We start from the raw sequence: 14,224 nt of genomic DNA, 5'->3' as shown, positions 1-14,224 counted from the left end.
TAAACATATCAGTCGTTTTAAAAATCTATATGTGATCATTTTTGTGGGATTCGCGATATGGATGCTCTTTTTCGATGCCAATTCTTTTTTGATCCATCACGAATTGAACTCAGAAATGAAGGCTTTGGAGAACGAGCGTGATTATTATAAAAAAGAAATCATTAAAGATAAAAAAGGCATTAAGGCTTTGAGTACAGAGGAAGGCTTGGAACGGCTGGCACGGGAAAAATATTATATGAAGCGGGAAAACGAGGAAATTTATATTATCGAATATGAGGATAGTATAAGAAATCAAAATGACCATGATGAGTAAACCACTATTTGATGATTTTTCGGAAGTGTCTTCCAAAGCATGGAAGCAGCTCATTCAATTTGATCTGAAAGGAGCCGATTACAATGAAAAGCTCATTTGGACGGCTGATGAAGGTATACATGTCAAGCCTTTTTATCACGCTGACGATTATAAGAATCCCCCAAAGGTTTCAGATACCAAAGCTACACAATGGCAGATATGCCAAACCATTTTTGTAGCTGATGTTGAAAAATCAAACTTAAAGGCCGTTAATGCCATTGCACGTGGTGCAGAGTGCATCAAATTTATTTTGCCGTCTGAAAATGTCATAGTTAAAGATCTTTTGGCCAATATCAATTTGACACATGTTCAAGTTGTTTTTGAATGTCAGTTTTTGTCCGCAGCATTTATTGATCAATTTGCATTCACATCAAATCTGGCGAATATCCATATAGATACCGATATTATAGGCAATCTTGGCAAGACTGGCAATTGGTTTAAAAATTTAAAAGCAGACCACATTGAAATGGAGGCGATTGTAAAAAATACGAACGCCTTTACGGTTCATTTGGACCACTATCAAAATGCCGGCGCCAATATGGTACAGCAATTGGCCTATGCATTAGCACATGCCAACGAATATCTAAATTATTTTGATGCGGTTCTGTCGGATAAGGAAAAACAAACTATTAAAGTGAGTTTCAACGTGGCAGTGGGCAGTAATTATTTTTTTGAAATCGCCAAGTTACGTGCACTTAGAGAAGTATGGGCCACCTTGGCAGATGCCTATGGTTTTAATACAGCGTGTGATATTTTTGCAACTCCTACAAAGCGCAATAAGACACTTTACGATTATAACACCAATATGTTGCGTACCACTACAGAATGTATGAGTGCCATTCTTGGCGGAGCCAATAGGATCAGTAACTTGCCTTACGATGCTATTTATCATAAGGATAATGAGTTTGGCGAGCGCATCGCAAGAAATCAATTGTTGGTTTTAAAACATGAAAGCTACTTTGATAAGGTGAATAATCCTGCGGATGGCGCTTATTATATAGAAAGTCTGACCCAACAACTCGCCGAAAAGGCTTTGGAACTATTTAAGGATATTGAAGCCAATGGAGGATTTCTTCATCAACTTAAGGAAGGAATAATTCAGAAAAAAATTAAAGAAAGTGCTGTAAAAGAACAGGTACAATTTGATGAAGGCGAATTGATTTTATTGGGGACCAACAAACATCCCAATCCTGATGATAAAATGAAACATGAGTTGGAATTGTATCCTTTCGTTAAAAAGAATCCTATAAAGACCTTGTTGGAACCTATTATCGAAAGGCGATTAGCGGAAACTGTGGAACAAAAGCGATTGGAAGATGAGTAGAAAGAATATACAACATATCAGCTTGAAAAAAAGTCAGGAAACCGATAACGGAGGAACAACTGTAGACAATTTTCAAACCGATACGATAAACAACAACCCTGACACATTTATAACCGCCGAAGATATTGCTGTTAAAACGACGTATTCCAAAACCGATTTAGAACCTGTTGAACATCTCAATTTTATTGCCGGAAAAGCACCAAACCTTCGCGGACCTTACTCCACTATGTATGTGCGAAGACCTTGGACCATCCGTCAGTACGCTGGCTTTTCGACTGCAGAGGAAAGTAATGCATTTTACCGTCGCAATTTGGCCGCGGGACAAAAAGGCTTGTCAGTGGCATTCGATTTGGCTACCCATAGGGGTTATGATTCCGATCATCCTCGTGTGGTGGGCGATGTAGGTAAAGCCGGTGTGGCCATTGATTCGGTGGAGGATATGAAAGTTTTGTTCGATGAAATCCCTTTGGATAAGATGTCGGTTTCCATGACTATGAACGGGGCTGTATTGCCGATTATGGCCTTTTATATCGTAGCTGCTGAAGAACAGGGTGTCACGCCTGAACAGCTGGCAGGAACCATTCAAAATGATATATTAAAGGAGTTTATGGTTCGGAATACGTATATCTATCCGCCCACACCGTCAATGAAAATAGTGTCTGATATTTTTGAATACACCAGCAAATACATGCCCAAGTTCAATAGCATCAGTATTTCCGGATACCACATGCAAGAAGCTGGAGCCACGGCCGATATAGAGTTGGCCTATACGCTGGCAGATGGTTTGCAATATATCAGAACAGGACTTGAAGCGGGGATGGACATTGATAGTTTTGCGCCACGACTCTCGTTCTTTTGGGCTGTTGGTATGAACCATTTCATGGAAATTGCCAAAATGCGTGCGGCCCGAATGTTATGGGCGAAAATTGTAAAGCAATTCAATCCTAAAAATGAAAAATCGCTGTCATTACGAACCCACAGCCAGACATCAGGTTGGAGCTTGACTGAACAGGATCCGTTTAATAACGTAGCACGAACCACCATTGAAGCAGCTGCTGCGGCTTTTGGCGGAACCCAAAGCCTACATACTAATGCCTTGGATGAAGCTATTGCTTTACCTACAGATTTTTCGGCCCGAATAGCTCGAAACACCCAGTTGTATCTACAGGACGAGACTAAAATTACTAAAACGGTCGATCCGTGGGCAGGGAGTTATTATGTTGAAAGGTTAACCCATGATATCGCACATAAAGCGTGGGAACTGATTGAAGAGGTGGAAGAGCTTGGGGGGATGACCAAAGCGATTGAAGCTGGGATTCCAAAATTGAGGATCGAAGAAGCAGCTGCCAGAAAACAGGCGCGCATTGATTCGGGCCAGGATATTATTGTAGGTGTTAATAATTTCAGATTAGATAAAGAAGACCCGATAGCGACACTTGAAGTCGATAATCAAACAGTTAGACGCTCACAGATAGAGCGTTTAAATACATTGAAATCGGAACGTGATTCAGAAAAGGTTGCGGAAGCTTTGACGAATTTGACGAAGGCCGCAAAAAATGTCTTAAACTCTAATGGCGACTCGAATAACAACTCGAACGAGAATTTACTGGCCTTAGCCGTAGAAGCAGCAAGATTACGGGCTACTTTGGGCGAGATCAGTGATGCTCTTGAAGTAGAATTCGGTCGCTATAAAGCTCAAATTAAATCTTTTTCAGGCGTGTACAGTAAAGAAATTAAAGACAATAGCTCCTTTAAAAGAGCAAGGGAACTTGCAGATAAATTTGCAGAACAAGATGGGCGCAGACCGCGTATCATGATTGCCAAAATGGGACAGGATGGCCATGACAGAGGTGCCAAGGTTGTTGCGACTGGTTATGCCGACGTTGGTTTTGATGTGGATATTGGTCCGTTATTTCAAACGCCAGAGGAGGCTGCCAAACAGGCTGTAGAAAATGATGTTCACATTTTGGGCATATCTTCCTTGGCTGCAGGACATAAAACCTTGGTGCCACAGGTTATTGATGCTTTAAAAAACTACGGACGTGAGGATATTATGGTCATTGTAGGGGGTGTGATTCCTAAGCAGGATTATCAATATTTATTTGATGCGGGTGCCATTGCCATCTTTGGTCCTGGCACGAAAATCAGTGAGACCGCCATTCAGATTCTTGAGATTTTATTGGATTGATAGATTTTTTTGACGCGTATTCCGCACGATGACCTGAAGCGCAGCGCAGCTACTGCTAAAATCAAGACCTAGAAAAATCTGCGCATTCAGATTGCAAAGTTATTGCCTTGGTGGTGAGTGACTTGAAGTGTAAATTTCCAGGTGTAGACAGATTCCACGAATAGACATAAAAGCTCATGCGTCTATATGTTAACCACTTCAATTTGGTGCTCCTGTAAGCTGACCTATTCAAAATATAAACCGCTCATAGCCGTAATTAGCATAAGAACTGTAGGCGGAAAGGAAAGGGGGTCAGATAGGACAACACCATATCCTCAAGGACAGACAGAACATTTTTAAAACCACAGAAGATCTTATTCGCCACAGGCAGATTAAAAATAAATGGTATGCTACATTTAAATGGTTAATTGGTTTTATTCAATCCGTCGATAGTTCTCGGAATAAAGACGATTGCCTTCATCATCAATTTCAATTTGACTGAATTTGTTTTTATCGAGCACCAATTCGTATTTAAATTCGTGTTTCTCTTCAATAATACTGCGCATCATTTCAGAGCCATACTCTAACACTTCAATCAGTTCGTTATCGTCTGCTGTATAATCACCATAGCCAAACCATTCGGTTGAATCTCCAGGGACATTTTTGCTCCACATGACTTTACGATCAGTGTACATTTTTACTTGTTTATAACCTGCATTGGTTTTAAATGAGTCCACAACCTCGTTATCCACATAATTATAGTAACTGACCATTTCCCATGTGCCATTAAGTTTCATGGCCTGGTCTTTGTTCGTTGCCTGTCCTTCCTGAGCCTCAGATTTAATCGGGTTATCTGGACTTTTACTGTCGTTACAAGGACTCAATGTAATCAATGAAATAAATAAAAATAGTATCTTCATAACGCTCAGGATTTAATGATTAAGAACAATCTTATCCTAATTTACGAAAATTATGCGAGCTTTTTTAAAGAAGTGTACTTTAATAATACATCAGGTAGCTGCGTTCTATCTTGAAAATTAAGGGGTTGAGCGAATTAACAGTCCCGTTTTCTTTATAAAACAGGTCCAGTTAGCCTTTCTACTTGTTCATCAAAGCCAAGCAGCAGCAACGATTGCAATGGTTGTTGTAGATTTAATATTTGTAACGAGTTTAGAAAATTAAGGGTGTTTATAAAAGATTTATATAAACTGTTTTTCTGTTCACAAATTCATGAATGCCTTCCCTTGAGAGTTCCCGTCCATAACCCGATGCTTTTGTGCCACCAAAAGGGAGTCGTGCATCAGATTTTACCAACTCATTAACAAAATAAGCACCATCTTCAATGGCGTCTATATGGTTTTGAGCCGTTTCTATAGACTGTGTAAACACCATGGTGCCCAAGCCAAATCTTGTGTCCGAAGCCATCTTAAAAGCTTCCTCAGCATTTTTGACTTTCATGATTGGCGCAACCGGGCCAAAGGTTTCCTCTCTAAAAACAGGCATATCTGGTGTTATATTAATGAGTATGGTTGGTTCAAAATAAGCTTGGTCTTGTTTGTTTCCTGAGATTACAGTGGCGCCCATGGCAACGGAATTATCGATTTGTTTTTTCAAAATGTCGCCCAAGTCAGTTCTCGCCAGGGTTCCTATAGTGGTTTCATTGTTCAATGGATCTCCAGACTTTAGTCCGCTGACCTTAGCTTTAAACTGTTTTAAAAACTCGTCATAGATAGATGCTGTCACAATAAATCGTTTGGCTGCAATACAACTTTGACCGGCATTTTGCATTCGGGCATTAACTATCGTGTCCATATATTTCTCCAAGTCGGCATCATCTAAAATAATACACGCATTATTTCCGCCCAATTCCAGAACTGTTTTCTTTAAATGTTTACCTGCAGTTGCCGCAATGGCCTTGCCTGCTTTTTCACTCCCTGTTAATGTGACGGCTTTAATCGTATCATCAGCTATGAGCTTTTCAACCGCCTGATGGTCGGCTATAATGGCACTAAAACAACCTTGAGGGTAGCCCGCTCTTTCAAAGATGTTTTCTATGGCCAACGCACAACCTGTCACATTAGAAGCATGTTTTAGTATGGCGGTGTTGCCTGCAGTCAAGGTTGGGATGGCAAAACGAAATACTTGCCAAAAAGGATAGTTCCATGGCATGACGGCTAAAATAGTGCCTAAAGGATCATAGCTTACAAAACTCTCCGACGCCTCTGTTTCGATTAATTCATCCGCCAAAAAGTCTTCAGCGTTAGTGGCATAGAAATCGCATAAGGTGGTACATTTCTCTATTTCGGATAGACTTTGTGATAATGGTTTGCCCATTTCTAAGGTAATGAGTTTTGCTAAATCTTCCTTATCATCTTCCAGGATCTGTGCAATATTGTTCAGGAGTCTGCAACGTTCCTTAATAGAGGTTTGGCGCCACTGATGAAAAGCTTTTTCTGAGCCTTTTACAAGTTGGGTCAGCTGTTCAGAAGTATGGAAATTGTATTCTTTAAGCTGTTCGTTATTAAATGGATTGACAGTTTTAATGGAATTGCTCATAATAGCGTTTTTTAATGTTAAATTCATTATAAATGACCTTAACATTTAGGTTATCAAGCTTACTTTTGTTATACTTTAAAGTAGAGTCTTTATCAAAAATATATGAAATTTTCAAACACTGCAAAATGAATAGTGTAATAGTTAAAAATTTATTGTTTTGAGACAATAGTTGATTGCTGTTTACTATAATTTTGATGAAACTCAAAAAATCAATATTAACAATTTAAAATAAAACGATATTATGGGAAATAATAGTAATAATACGCTTATTGGCATTTTGGCCGGTACTGCAATTGGAGCAACTTTAGGAATCTTGTTTGCACCTGATAAAGGCGTGAATACAAGACAACGAATTTCAGATGAAGCGATTGCTGCAAAAGATAAATTTGCTGAAGGTGCCGCATCTGCAAGAGATACAATTGCTGATAGAGCATCTCACTTAGCTGATAGAGCATCGCATTTAAAAGATAGCTTTGTTGAGTCAGTACAAGCAAAAAAAATGACATTAGATGAAAAAGTAGAGTATATTGTGTCTGACGCAAGCCATAAAACCGAAGATGTCATCACGACATTAGAAAGTAAATTGGCCACTTTAAAAGAAAAAAACAAGAAACTACAGAAATCATAATTTCACTCTATGAACATTTTTGAATCTATAAATAATACATCCAATAAAGCTACGGATATTGGAGAGAGATATGTTGATAAATCTTTCGAATATTTTAAGTTAAAAATTTTTCAGCAATTAACCTATACCATTAGTATGGCAGGAAAGGCGCTAATTATTGGCGCTGTATTATTTATAGGTTTAATACTATTGGCCATTGCCGGTGCCATCGCCATTGGTGCTGCGCTAGGCAATGTGGCATTAGGGTATCTTATTGTAGGTGTACTTTTCTTTGTAATTGCCTTTATTATATATAAGGTGAGATACATTATAGACGCCAAGATAATCAGTAAGATTCAAGTCAAACTCTTTAAATCTTAATCCATGAAAACTTATAAATCTTTTGATGAAATCGATTATGAATTAAATAAGTTAAATCTGGAAAGACAGATTGCTTGGGAAGAACTTAAAGGCTTGAAAAATGATTTTCAAGAAGACATGAAACCTCTCAATTGGGTCAGCACTGGCCTAAAATATGCGGGGAAATATGGTGTTTTGGTTTTGTTGAGAAAACTCATTAGAAAGTAAACTCATCAAATTGATAATTCTTCATCATCCATATTTACAACAACTACTTGTTTTCTGAATTCATGTGGGGTCATTCCATACTTTTCCTTAAATATTTTTGAAAAATAACTACGGCTGGTAAAGCCAATGGTGTACACTATTTGAGAAATATTTAAATCTGTGGTATTCATTAAATCCCTTGCGGCTTCCAAACGTACGTGTCTTATATATTCAGTGACCGTTCTCGCAAATAAAAACTTAAACCCTTCTTGTAATTTGGCTTGTGAAAGTCCGGAATCACTCGAGATTTGATCTAAATTATAACTTATTGACGGATCATCCAATATTTTCCTGGCGTAGCGTTTAATTATCTTTAACTCATTCTTTAGCAATGCATGAGGTATCGCCTCGTTATTCTGATACTTGTCATGTCGGGCAATATGCATGGATAATAAATGATAAACTTCACCTTCAATGTGCAATACACGGGCCATACCCTCAGTTTTTAAATCGCGTAAGGTTTTCACGTAATCTTCCATCCTCAGATGGATGGGACTGTAATAGGCGAAAGCTGTTTCATCTTTATCATCTACAAAAACACGATAAAGGTTTTCATTGAGTTCCGAAAGTTGGTTGTTGCGCTTTTTTAAAAATTCTTTTCTTATAATACATATATCATTAAGAATGAGATGGATTTCCTTTGGGAAAAATGTGTAAAGTTTTAAGTCCGTTTTTGATACGATAATTGAAGAATGAAATTGTGCCACCGTGTGGAATTCAGATTCATTTTCAAACCGATTTTTATAATAGCCTTGAGAGCAATATGAAAAATGGATGGGATTGGATTTTCCATTAGCATTGACTAAAAGAACGTCATCATAAAAAAGCGCGTCTATTTCCAATAAACTGACACCCCAATCAAATGTAATACATCTGACACAGCCTTTTGCAATATCATTATCAAAAACCAAAGTGTGTTCGCCCCAGCGTTCCGTAAGTTCACCACCAAAATAACCTTGCATCTGTTTTACGACACCTTCGGTACTTTTTGCATTGAGAAATACTTCTAACATAATTTAAATTGGTTGGTTTTTAATGCCTGCTAGATGCGAGATCTTACTTTGTTTCATGCCTTGAATGCATCACTTTTAGATTTATAACACTTAGTCCAGTCCGGTAATTTTGGATTGTAATGCCTTGTAAATTAAAATAATGTGTCCAAGAAATTGTTGGTGATCAAGTAATGATTACGTCACCAAAGTAAATTTATGTCTTTGAAACTACATAGACAAATTTAAAATTCAATCTAAGTATCAGATTCAAAATGTAATACAGTCAACTATTTTTTGGATTGAGTTCTTAAGATAGAGGCTATCTTATTAGCTTTGTAGTATACAAATAGAGTTTCAAACTCTATACACTGGTTGGTTAGTTAGGAAGGACGACCTCAGCAACACTTCAAAAATGCTGAGGTTTTCTTTTGTCTTATAGTTAAGCTTTTTTTATCCACGATGAGCCCTGATAGTTCACAATAAGAAATCATTTAAAGAAGGCATTTTCCCCTTGGTTGGTGAATTTTCAGTTATTGCCTTACAATCTAATATAATTGCCTTAATACGTCAATTATTTTAGGTTATGAATTAATGTATCATGGGTTTGCATTGTAACTTTAAATAAACTTTAAAAAACATATATTATGAGCGACTACACCGATAAATTAGGAAATAGGTTAAATGATCTGTTAGAAAAAAACTATGACGCCGAAGAGGGCTTTAAAAAAGCTTCTGAGAATGCAAAACATGCTGGTCTGAAATCGTATTTTTCCAACAAAGCAAAGGAACGTTACAATTATGGCCACGAATTAAAGTCAGAATTGAAAAACTTTGGTCAAGAACCAGACAAAGGAGGCAGCGTTACGGGAGCGGCGCACCGTACTTGGATGGAAGTTAAATCATGGTTCTCTACTGATGATGATGAGGCCATGTTGGAGGAAGCTATCCGAGGTGAGAAAGCGTCTGTAGATGAATACAATGAAGTCTTAAAAGAAACCGCGCTTCCTACTTCAACTCAACAGGTATTGGAAAGACAAAAAAATGCGATAGAGCATGGCCTGACCAATATAAAGAGATTGGAAGATTTGAGTTAATTCTCATTAAGAAACAAAAGATTAAAAGACACTTATTAAAGGTGTCTTTTTTTATACCTACTATAAGCTTATCCGTCAAAAGTATTTCTCAATCACAAACGCAGATTCTCCTCCATATCTTCTTACTTGTATTGTATTTGTTGATATATTTCAGCTAGTACTATGCAGAAGGGGGTCCAGTTTAAGATTATTGTGATTTTTTTTACGCCACGGTCCAAATTAATTGGGTCATTAATTGATGCGTTCAAGTCAAAAAACACAATATAATATGAGTTACTTACATGTTGAAAATTGATGCCATGTTTTATAAAATATCAAATATCGCAACTAAAGAATCTATTGAGGAAAGGTTTCACGTCCGCTTTGATTTTCCGAACCTATATAAGCCGCAAGGCGTGATTGATGGTATGAAAGAATCAACAATTTCAGTGATAACTATTTCTGATCCTGACAAAGCGGTATATGCCATTTGGGGTTTGCTTCCAGAAAACTTTGAAGATAATTGGAGTGTTTTTCAAAATGTTGTCAATACCCTAAATGTAAAAATGGAAACGCTTGAAAATAACAATGGCCTATATTCCAACCTACTTCAGGACCGGAGGTGCGTTATTGTGGCCACGGGCTTTTTTACTACTTGGATAACCAACGGCACTGTAGAACGTTGCCACGTTCATCTTCCTAATTACGAACCGTTTGCCATTGCGGGTGTTTATAATGAGTTGAGTGATGGGTTTATAACCTGCTCCTTATTAGTCACCAAAATTAACGAGTCGTTGAAGGATATTCCAAATATTTCCAATTTAAAACCGCTTGTGCTTACAGATGAGGAACTCGAACAATGGTTTGATACAACAACTTCCTTAGATGATATAAAAGCATTATGTAACGATCATAATTTACTATCCTTTGAATATGACGTTTTTGAATCCAAAAACTCAATTATTGATTCCAAACCATAGCCTTTGGTTTATTGCCTGTACTTTATGAGTTAAAGACTAATTTAATAGCGTTAAGTACTTGAGCAGTTATAAAGTATCTTTATCATACATTAACTTAAAAACTTGAAACTATGTTACGTTGGACAATCATTTTTATAGTAATTGCTATTATAGCCGGAATTTTAGGATTTGGCGGAATTGCAGGAGCTTCTGCAGGAATAGCAAAAATAATCTTTTTTATTTTTATAGTTCTATTCATTTTGTCTCTTTTAAGAGGCGGATTAAAAAAATAAGAAATAATTTTTTATCTTTAATAACTTAAAACCAATTTAAAATTATGAAAAAATTAACGATGACTGTTATGGTCCTGTTTTCTTTAGGAACTGTAATGACAACTTTTACGAGTTGTAGAGACACAAACAAGAGTGGTATTGAACAAGCAGCAGATGATGTTGGAGATGCAATTGATGATGTTGCTGACGATGTTGAAGATGCTGTGAATTAATAAATATACACTTTATATTTTTTACGAAACAAGGCCATTACTCACGTAATGGTCTTTTTAGTGAAACCCCTGTCTGCCGACAGGCAGGCATATTCCAAAAGCCGAAGGTGCATTAAAATATGTTGGTTGTCCCGATAGCTTATCCGGATACGTCGGATCTCTATGTTCTGGTTTAAAACCTATGTTGCCATAGATTCAAAGACATGAATGTTGGTTACCGCACTAGTTATGGAGAAAATATTATTACATACGGAATAAAACCCATACTCACCACATATCAGGCAAACCTCAAAAGCAAAGTGCATTAAGCCACATGATGCCGGTTTGTAAGGCAGTTGTTTTCTATTTCAATTTTTAATGAGTTATACGACTCCATGTCCACTGAAAAATAAAAATTGATCACATTAAGTGTTGCTAGATTCTTCTGAAAAGGACGTCTGGATTTTCTCCAATAGTTCTGTTAGATTATAAAGCGCTAAGTTCTATTTAAAGATCAGCGATTTGATCTATTGGCTTTGGAGCCAACCGAAGTATAGGTTTTATCCTGTCAGCTAGCCCCTAGTTCATCACTGTCTGATCATTTAATATTCTTACTGTCCGGTTCTATATATTTGATGAAATCTGATGGCGAATGGAACTGCACATACCGCTCACCAATTATTGCAATTGGTGTGGTGAGCACTTCAGGCTTTTTGTCAAGGACTTTCAACCAGCCATCATCGTCTAAATTGGGATGATCTCCATAATTCTTAATAAAATCGGGATGCTCCTTGTTAATAAGACCTGATATTGGAAGCCCCAAGCCTTTTGCTAATTCGGTCCATTGTGTACCTGTAACATTAGTTTTAGAAATGTCTATTGCTAAAATTTTTCGTTCGGAAGCCGAAACATACGCTTGTATTTGCTTCCCAATTGAATTCTCAGAATGAAAATATAATTTTATTTCATTGTTGTTTGTTGAAATCACGCCCATTGAAATTTTTAATTTAGATTATAGTCTTAGTAAACTGAAGCTGTTTTAAAAGCATTCGTTTGTTTTTCAGTCTGTTACGTAAGGTGGTAGACTGCTGTTGCTGAATTTTAAAGATATAAAAAAATGATGAAATATGATATTGTCAAAACTAATTGTTAGATAATAACTTTTAATGATATTAATGGCAGTTTTGCTACAAAATATCTATTTTTGTAAGTTCTAAACTTATAATAATTATGTCAGAGTCAATCGAGAAAGTAAAATGCCTAATTATAGGTTCGGGACCAGCAGGATATACAGCGGCCATTTATGCATCAAGAGCGAATATGTTTCCAGTATTATATCAAGGAGAGGAACCAGGGGGACAATTGACAACAACGAATGATGTTGAAAATTTCCCAGGATATCCAGATGGGATTACAGGCCCAGAAATGATGATAGAGTTACGGAAGCAAGCTGAACGCTTCGGTACAGATGTTAGGGATGGTTGGATAACCAAAGTTGATTTTTCTGGTGATATCCATAAAGTTTGGGTGCAGGATACCAAAGAAATCCACTGTGAATCGGTTATTATTTCAACAGGAGCCTCGGCAATGTATTTGGGGCTACCTTCAGAACAAAAGTATTTAAAATTAGGTGGAGGTGTTTCGGCATGTGCTGTTTGCGATGGTTTTTTCTATAGAAATCAAGAAGTGGTGATTGTAGGTGCAGGAGATTCAGCTTGTGAAGAGGCGCATTACCTATCAAAGCTTTGTAAGAAAGTAACGATGTTGGTAAGACGTGATGAATTTAGGGCGTCCCAAATTATGCAGGCACGGGTTAAAAACACTAAGAATATTGAAATTATTTACAACACCAATACCCAAGAAGTGTTAGGCGACGGACAAGTAGTTACCGGCGTTAAAGCAAAAAACAATATTACAGGTGAGGTTATCGAGATTCCAGCCACTGGATTTTTTGTAGCCATTGGACATAAGCCTAATACCGATATCTTTAAGGATTATTTAGATTTAGATCCAACAGGTTATATCATCAATGTGCCGGGAACTTCAAAAACTAATGTAGACGGCGTTTTTGTATCTGGTGATGCGGCGGATAATGTTTACAGACAGGCTGTTACCGCTGCAGGTACAGGATGTATGGCGGCTTTGGATGCTGAACGTTATTTGGCATCAATCGACTCGTCTTTTGAAGTAAATACAGCCACTAACTATTAAGTTATAGGTATTTAGAGTTCTAAGTGCTGAAAATTATAAGGGCCTAAAGTTTTGTTTTATAACTAAACTTTAGGCTTTTTTTATGCAATCCAAAATCAAAAAGCTACAAACGAAGCACTTGTATTTTATCATTGAGTATGTATTATCGAAATCTGTTGTTATGCCAATTTAATTTTCTAATGTGGTACAGAAAGTGAAGTTGCTTTTTTGGTCTAAGTCGTTATGATTTATTTGCATCCGCCACAGCAGATGGAAATCATAAACATTCCAACCGACCAGTACGGGCAAGTAAAACAGTTCGGATTTAATAACAAAAAGTTCTTGATTCTTACAAACCTGAGTTCGATTAAAAAAGGACGAGTTGATCTGTTTTTACGGTATGATATTTAATACTTGGCTTTTTTGGCAAGAAACTATAGGCTATCAGTCCTGTGATGATATTTACCAAAAAGTTTCCGAAGCTTCTGTGCCTCGAGTGCTCTATTTGACAGATGTTCTTTAGTTCGTCGTTGACCGTTTCAATGACCGATCGTTTTCTCAGCAATATTTTGTCCGACATTGTCATCAGCGAGTTCTTCATGTTGTTCCTGATGGATGTGATCAGCTGTACGCCATCGATGAACAGCATTTCCATCAAGCTCTTTCCAATGTAGCCCTTGTCGGCGAATAGCTTTCCATAGATCTTGTCCAGAAAACGTTCATTTTTGAGCGGCTCCCTGTCGTCCACGTTCGCCTGGGTTATGGTAAAGTTCAGTATTTCACCCCTGTCGTTTATGATGATGTGCAGCTTGAAGCCGTGGAACCAGCCCATGGTGGAACGCCCCGTAGTGGCGATGCCCTTGAAGACCCTATGGTTGGGGATGCGCTTGTTC

General features: G+C 37.5%; 16 protein-coding genes. 11 read left to right on the top strand and 5 right to left on the bottom strand.

Annotated elements, in window-relative coordinates:
• Positions 1 to 31: 31 nt before the first annotated feature.
• The 3 genes from H3Z82_RS07895 to scpA are packed head-to-tail and all read left to right on the top strand — an operon-like array spanning position 32 to position 3,864.
• Positions 32 to 313, top strand: a complete 282-nt coding sequence (locus H3Z82_RS07895; protein ID WP_317172437.1) for an FtsB family cell division protein — start codon at positions 32 to 34, stop codon at positions 311 to 313.
• A complete protein-coding gene (locus H3Z82_RS07890; protein WP_182204544.1) occupies positions 306 to 1,676 on the top strand; it encodes a methylmalonyl-CoA mutase subunit beta in 1,371 nt (456 codons plus the stop codon). The genes H3Z82_RS07895 and H3Z82_RS07890 overlap by 8 nt, the downstream gene beginning before the upstream one ends.
• Positions 1,669 to 3,864 (top strand): methylmalonyl-CoA mutase, encoded by a 2,196-nt coding sequence (gene scpA / locus H3Z82_RS07885; RefSeq protein ID WP_182204541.1) that lies wholly within the window; start codon positions 1,669 to 1,671, stop codon positions 3,862 to 3,864. Before H3Z82_RS07890 ends, scpA begins: the two co-directional genes overlap by 8 nt.
• Positions 3,865 to 4,277: 413 nt before the next feature.
• Here the strand turns inward: scpA and H3Z82_RS07880 are convergent, their stop codons facing one another.
• Together H3Z82_RS07880 and H3Z82_RS07875 are read right to left on the bottom strand one after the other, a co-directional pair.
• Positions 4,278 to 4,763 (bottom strand): hypothetical protein, encoded by a 486-nt coding sequence (locus H3Z82_RS07880; RefSeq protein WP_182204539.1) that lies wholly within the window; start codon positions 4,761 to 4,763, stop codon positions 4,278 to 4,280.
• Between the two features lie 268 nt (positions 4,764 to 5,031).
• A complete protein-coding gene (locus H3Z82_RS07875) occupies positions 5,032 to 6,399 on the bottom strand; it encodes an NAD-dependent succinate-semialdehyde dehydrogenase (protein ID WP_182204536.1) in 1,368 nt (455 codons plus the stop codon).
• 241 nt (positions 6,400 to 6,640) lie between these two features.
• On the opposite strand from H3Z82_RS07875, the gene H3Z82_RS07870 reads away from it, so the two are divergent.
• Genes H3Z82_RS07870 through H3Z82_RS07860 form a run of 3 tightly spaced genes read left to right on the top strand, consistent with a single transcriptional unit; the run spans position 6,641 to position 7,594 of the window.
• Positions 6,641 to 7,027, top strand: coding sequence for a YtxH domain-containing protein (locus H3Z82_RS07870; protein WP_182204533.1), 387 nt, complete (start codon positions 6,641 to 6,643; stop codon positions 7,025 to 7,027).
• A 9-nt stretch (positions 7,028 to 7,036) separates the two neighbouring features.
• Positions 7,037 to 7,387, top strand: coding sequence for a phage holin family protein (locus H3Z82_RS07865; protein ID WP_182204531.1), 351 nt, complete (start codon positions 7,037 to 7,039; stop codon positions 7,385 to 7,387).
• A gap of 3 nt (positions 7,388 to 7,390) precedes the next feature.
• Positions 7,391 to 7,594 carry a hypothetical protein gene (locus tag H3Z82_RS07860; protein ID WP_182204528.1) on the top strand — a complete coding sequence of 68 codons (204 nt, stop codon included), beginning with the start codon at positions 7,391 to 7,393 and terminating at the stop codon, positions 7,592 to 7,594.
• Positions 7,595 to 7,599: 5 nt separating this feature from the next.
• Here H3Z82_RS07860 and H3Z82_RS07855 read toward each other — a convergent pair whose 3' ends face one another.
• Positions 7,600 to 8,646 carry a helix-turn-helix transcriptional regulator gene (locus H3Z82_RS07855; protein WP_182204526.1) on the bottom strand — a complete coding sequence of 349 codons (1,047 nt, stop codon included), beginning with the start codon at positions 8,644 to 8,646 and terminating at the stop codon, positions 7,600 to 7,602.
• 623 nt (positions 8,647 to 9,269) lie between these two features.
• Here H3Z82_RS07855 and H3Z82_RS07850 point away from each other — a divergent pair.
• From H3Z82_RS07850 to H3Z82_RS07835, 4 genes are all read left to right on the top strand, one after another.
• Positions 9,270 to 9,719, top strand: a complete 450-nt coding sequence (locus H3Z82_RS07850) for a ferritin-like domain-containing protein (RefSeq protein WP_182204524.1) — start codon at positions 9,270 to 9,272, stop codon at positions 9,717 to 9,719.
• 299 nt (positions 9,720 to 10,018) lie between these two features.
• A complete protein-coding gene (locus H3Z82_RS07845) occupies positions 10,019 to 10,678 on the top strand; it encodes an SOS response-associated peptidase family protein (protein ID WP_182204521.1) in 660 nt (219 codons plus the stop codon).
• 110 nt (positions 10,679 to 10,788) lie between these two features.
• Complete coding sequence (locus H3Z82_RS07840; RefSeq protein ID WP_182204519.1) at positions 10,789 to 10,950, top strand: DUF1328 family protein; 162 nt, start codon at positions 10,789 to 10,791, stop codon at positions 10,948 to 10,950.
• A gap of 44 nt (positions 10,951 to 10,994) precedes the next feature.
• On the top strand, positions 10,995 to 11,162 hold the full coding sequence (locus H3Z82_RS07835) for a hypothetical protein (protein WP_182204516.1): 168 nt from the start codon (positions 10,995 to 10,997) through the stop codon (positions 11,160 to 11,162).
• Positions 11,163 to 11,739: 577 nt separating this feature from the next.
• Here H3Z82_RS07835 and H3Z82_RS07830 read toward each other — a convergent pair.
• Positions 11,740 to 12,135: an arsenate reductase family protein gene (locus tag H3Z82_RS07830; protein WP_182204513.1), complete on the bottom strand. Its 396-nt coding sequence runs from the start codon at positions 12,133 to 12,135 to the stop codon at positions 11,740 to 11,742.
• A 236-nt stretch (positions 12,136 to 12,371) separates the two neighbouring features.
• Here H3Z82_RS07830 and trxB point away from each other — a divergent pair, with 236 nt between their 5' ends.
• Positions 12,372 to 13,352, top strand: coding sequence for a thioredoxin-disulfide reductase (gene trxB / locus H3Z82_RS07825; RefSeq protein WP_182204511.1), 981 nt, complete (start codon positions 12,372 to 12,374; stop codon positions 13,350 to 13,352).
• A 346-nt stretch (positions 13,353 to 13,698) separates the two neighbouring features.
• Here trxB and H3Z82_RS07820 read toward each other — a convergent pair.
• A partial coding sequence (locus H3Z82_RS07820; protein WP_182204508.1) for an IS982 family transposase occupies positions 13,699 to 14,224 on the bottom strand: 526 nt, incomplete at its 5' end.

It is taken from the genome of Gelidibacter maritimus (assembly GCF_014062315.1).
Lineage (GTDB): Bacteria > Bacteroidota > Bacteroidia > Flavobacteriales > Flavobacteriaceae > Gelidibacter > Gelidibacter maritimus.
Note: the sequence above shows the minus strand (reverse complement) of the source record. Positions and strands in the feature narration are given on the sequence as shown.

Excerpts from the sequence above, each read along its gene's own strand:
- H3Z82_RS07890 (WP_182204544.1), top strand. The coding sequence starts at position 306 with ATGAGTAAACCACTATTTGATGATTTTTCGGAAGTGTCTTCCAAAGCA.
- scpA (WP_182204541.1), top strand. The coding sequence starts at position 1,669 with ATGAGTAGAAAGAATATACAACATATCAGCTTGAAAAAAAGTCAGGAA.
- H3Z82_RS07880 (WP_182204539.1), bottom strand. The coding sequence starts at position 4,763 with ATGAAGATACTATTTTTATTTATTTCATTGATTACATTGAGTCCTTGT.
- H3Z82_RS07875 (WP_182204536.1), bottom strand. The coding sequence starts at position 6,399 with ATGAGCAATTCCATTAAAACTGTCAATCCATTTAATAACGAACAGCTT.
- H3Z82_RS07870 (WP_182204533.1), top strand. The coding sequence starts at position 6,641 with ATGGGAAATAATAGTAATAATACGCTTATTGGCATTTTGGCCGGTACT.
- H3Z82_RS07865 (WP_182204531.1), top strand. The coding sequence starts at position 7,037 with ATGAACATTTTTGAATCTATAAATAATACATCCAATAAAGCTACGGAT.
- H3Z82_RS07860 (WP_182204528.1), top strand. The coding sequence starts at position 7,391 with ATGAAAACTTATAAATCTTTTGATGAAATCGATTATGAATTAAATAAG.
- H3Z82_RS07855 (WP_182204526.1), bottom strand. The coding sequence starts at position 8,646 with ATGTTAGAAGTATTTCTCAATGCAAAAAGTACCGAAGGTGTCGTAAAA.
- H3Z82_RS07850 (WP_182204524.1), top strand. The coding sequence starts at position 9,270 with ATGAGCGACTACACCGATAAATTAGGAAATAGGTTAAATGATCTGTTA.
- H3Z82_RS07845 (WP_182204521.1), top strand. The coding sequence starts at position 10,019 with ATGTTTTATAAAATATCAAATATCGCAACTAAAGAATCTATTGAGGAA.
- H3Z82_RS07840 (WP_182204519.1), top strand. The coding sequence starts at position 10,789 with ATGTTACGTTGGACAATCATTTTTATAGTAATTGCTATTATAGCCGGA.
- H3Z82_RS07835 (WP_182204516.1), top strand. The coding sequence starts at position 10,995 with ATGAAAAAATTAACGATGACTGTTATGGTCCTGTTTTCTTTAGGAACT.
- H3Z82_RS07830 (WP_182204513.1), bottom strand. The coding sequence starts at position 12,135 with ATGGGCGTGATTTCAACAAACAACAATGAAATAAAATTATATTTTCAT.
- trxB (WP_182204511.1), top strand. The coding sequence starts at position 12,372 with ATGTCAGAGTCAATCGAGAAAGTAAAATGCCTAATTATAGGTTCGGGA.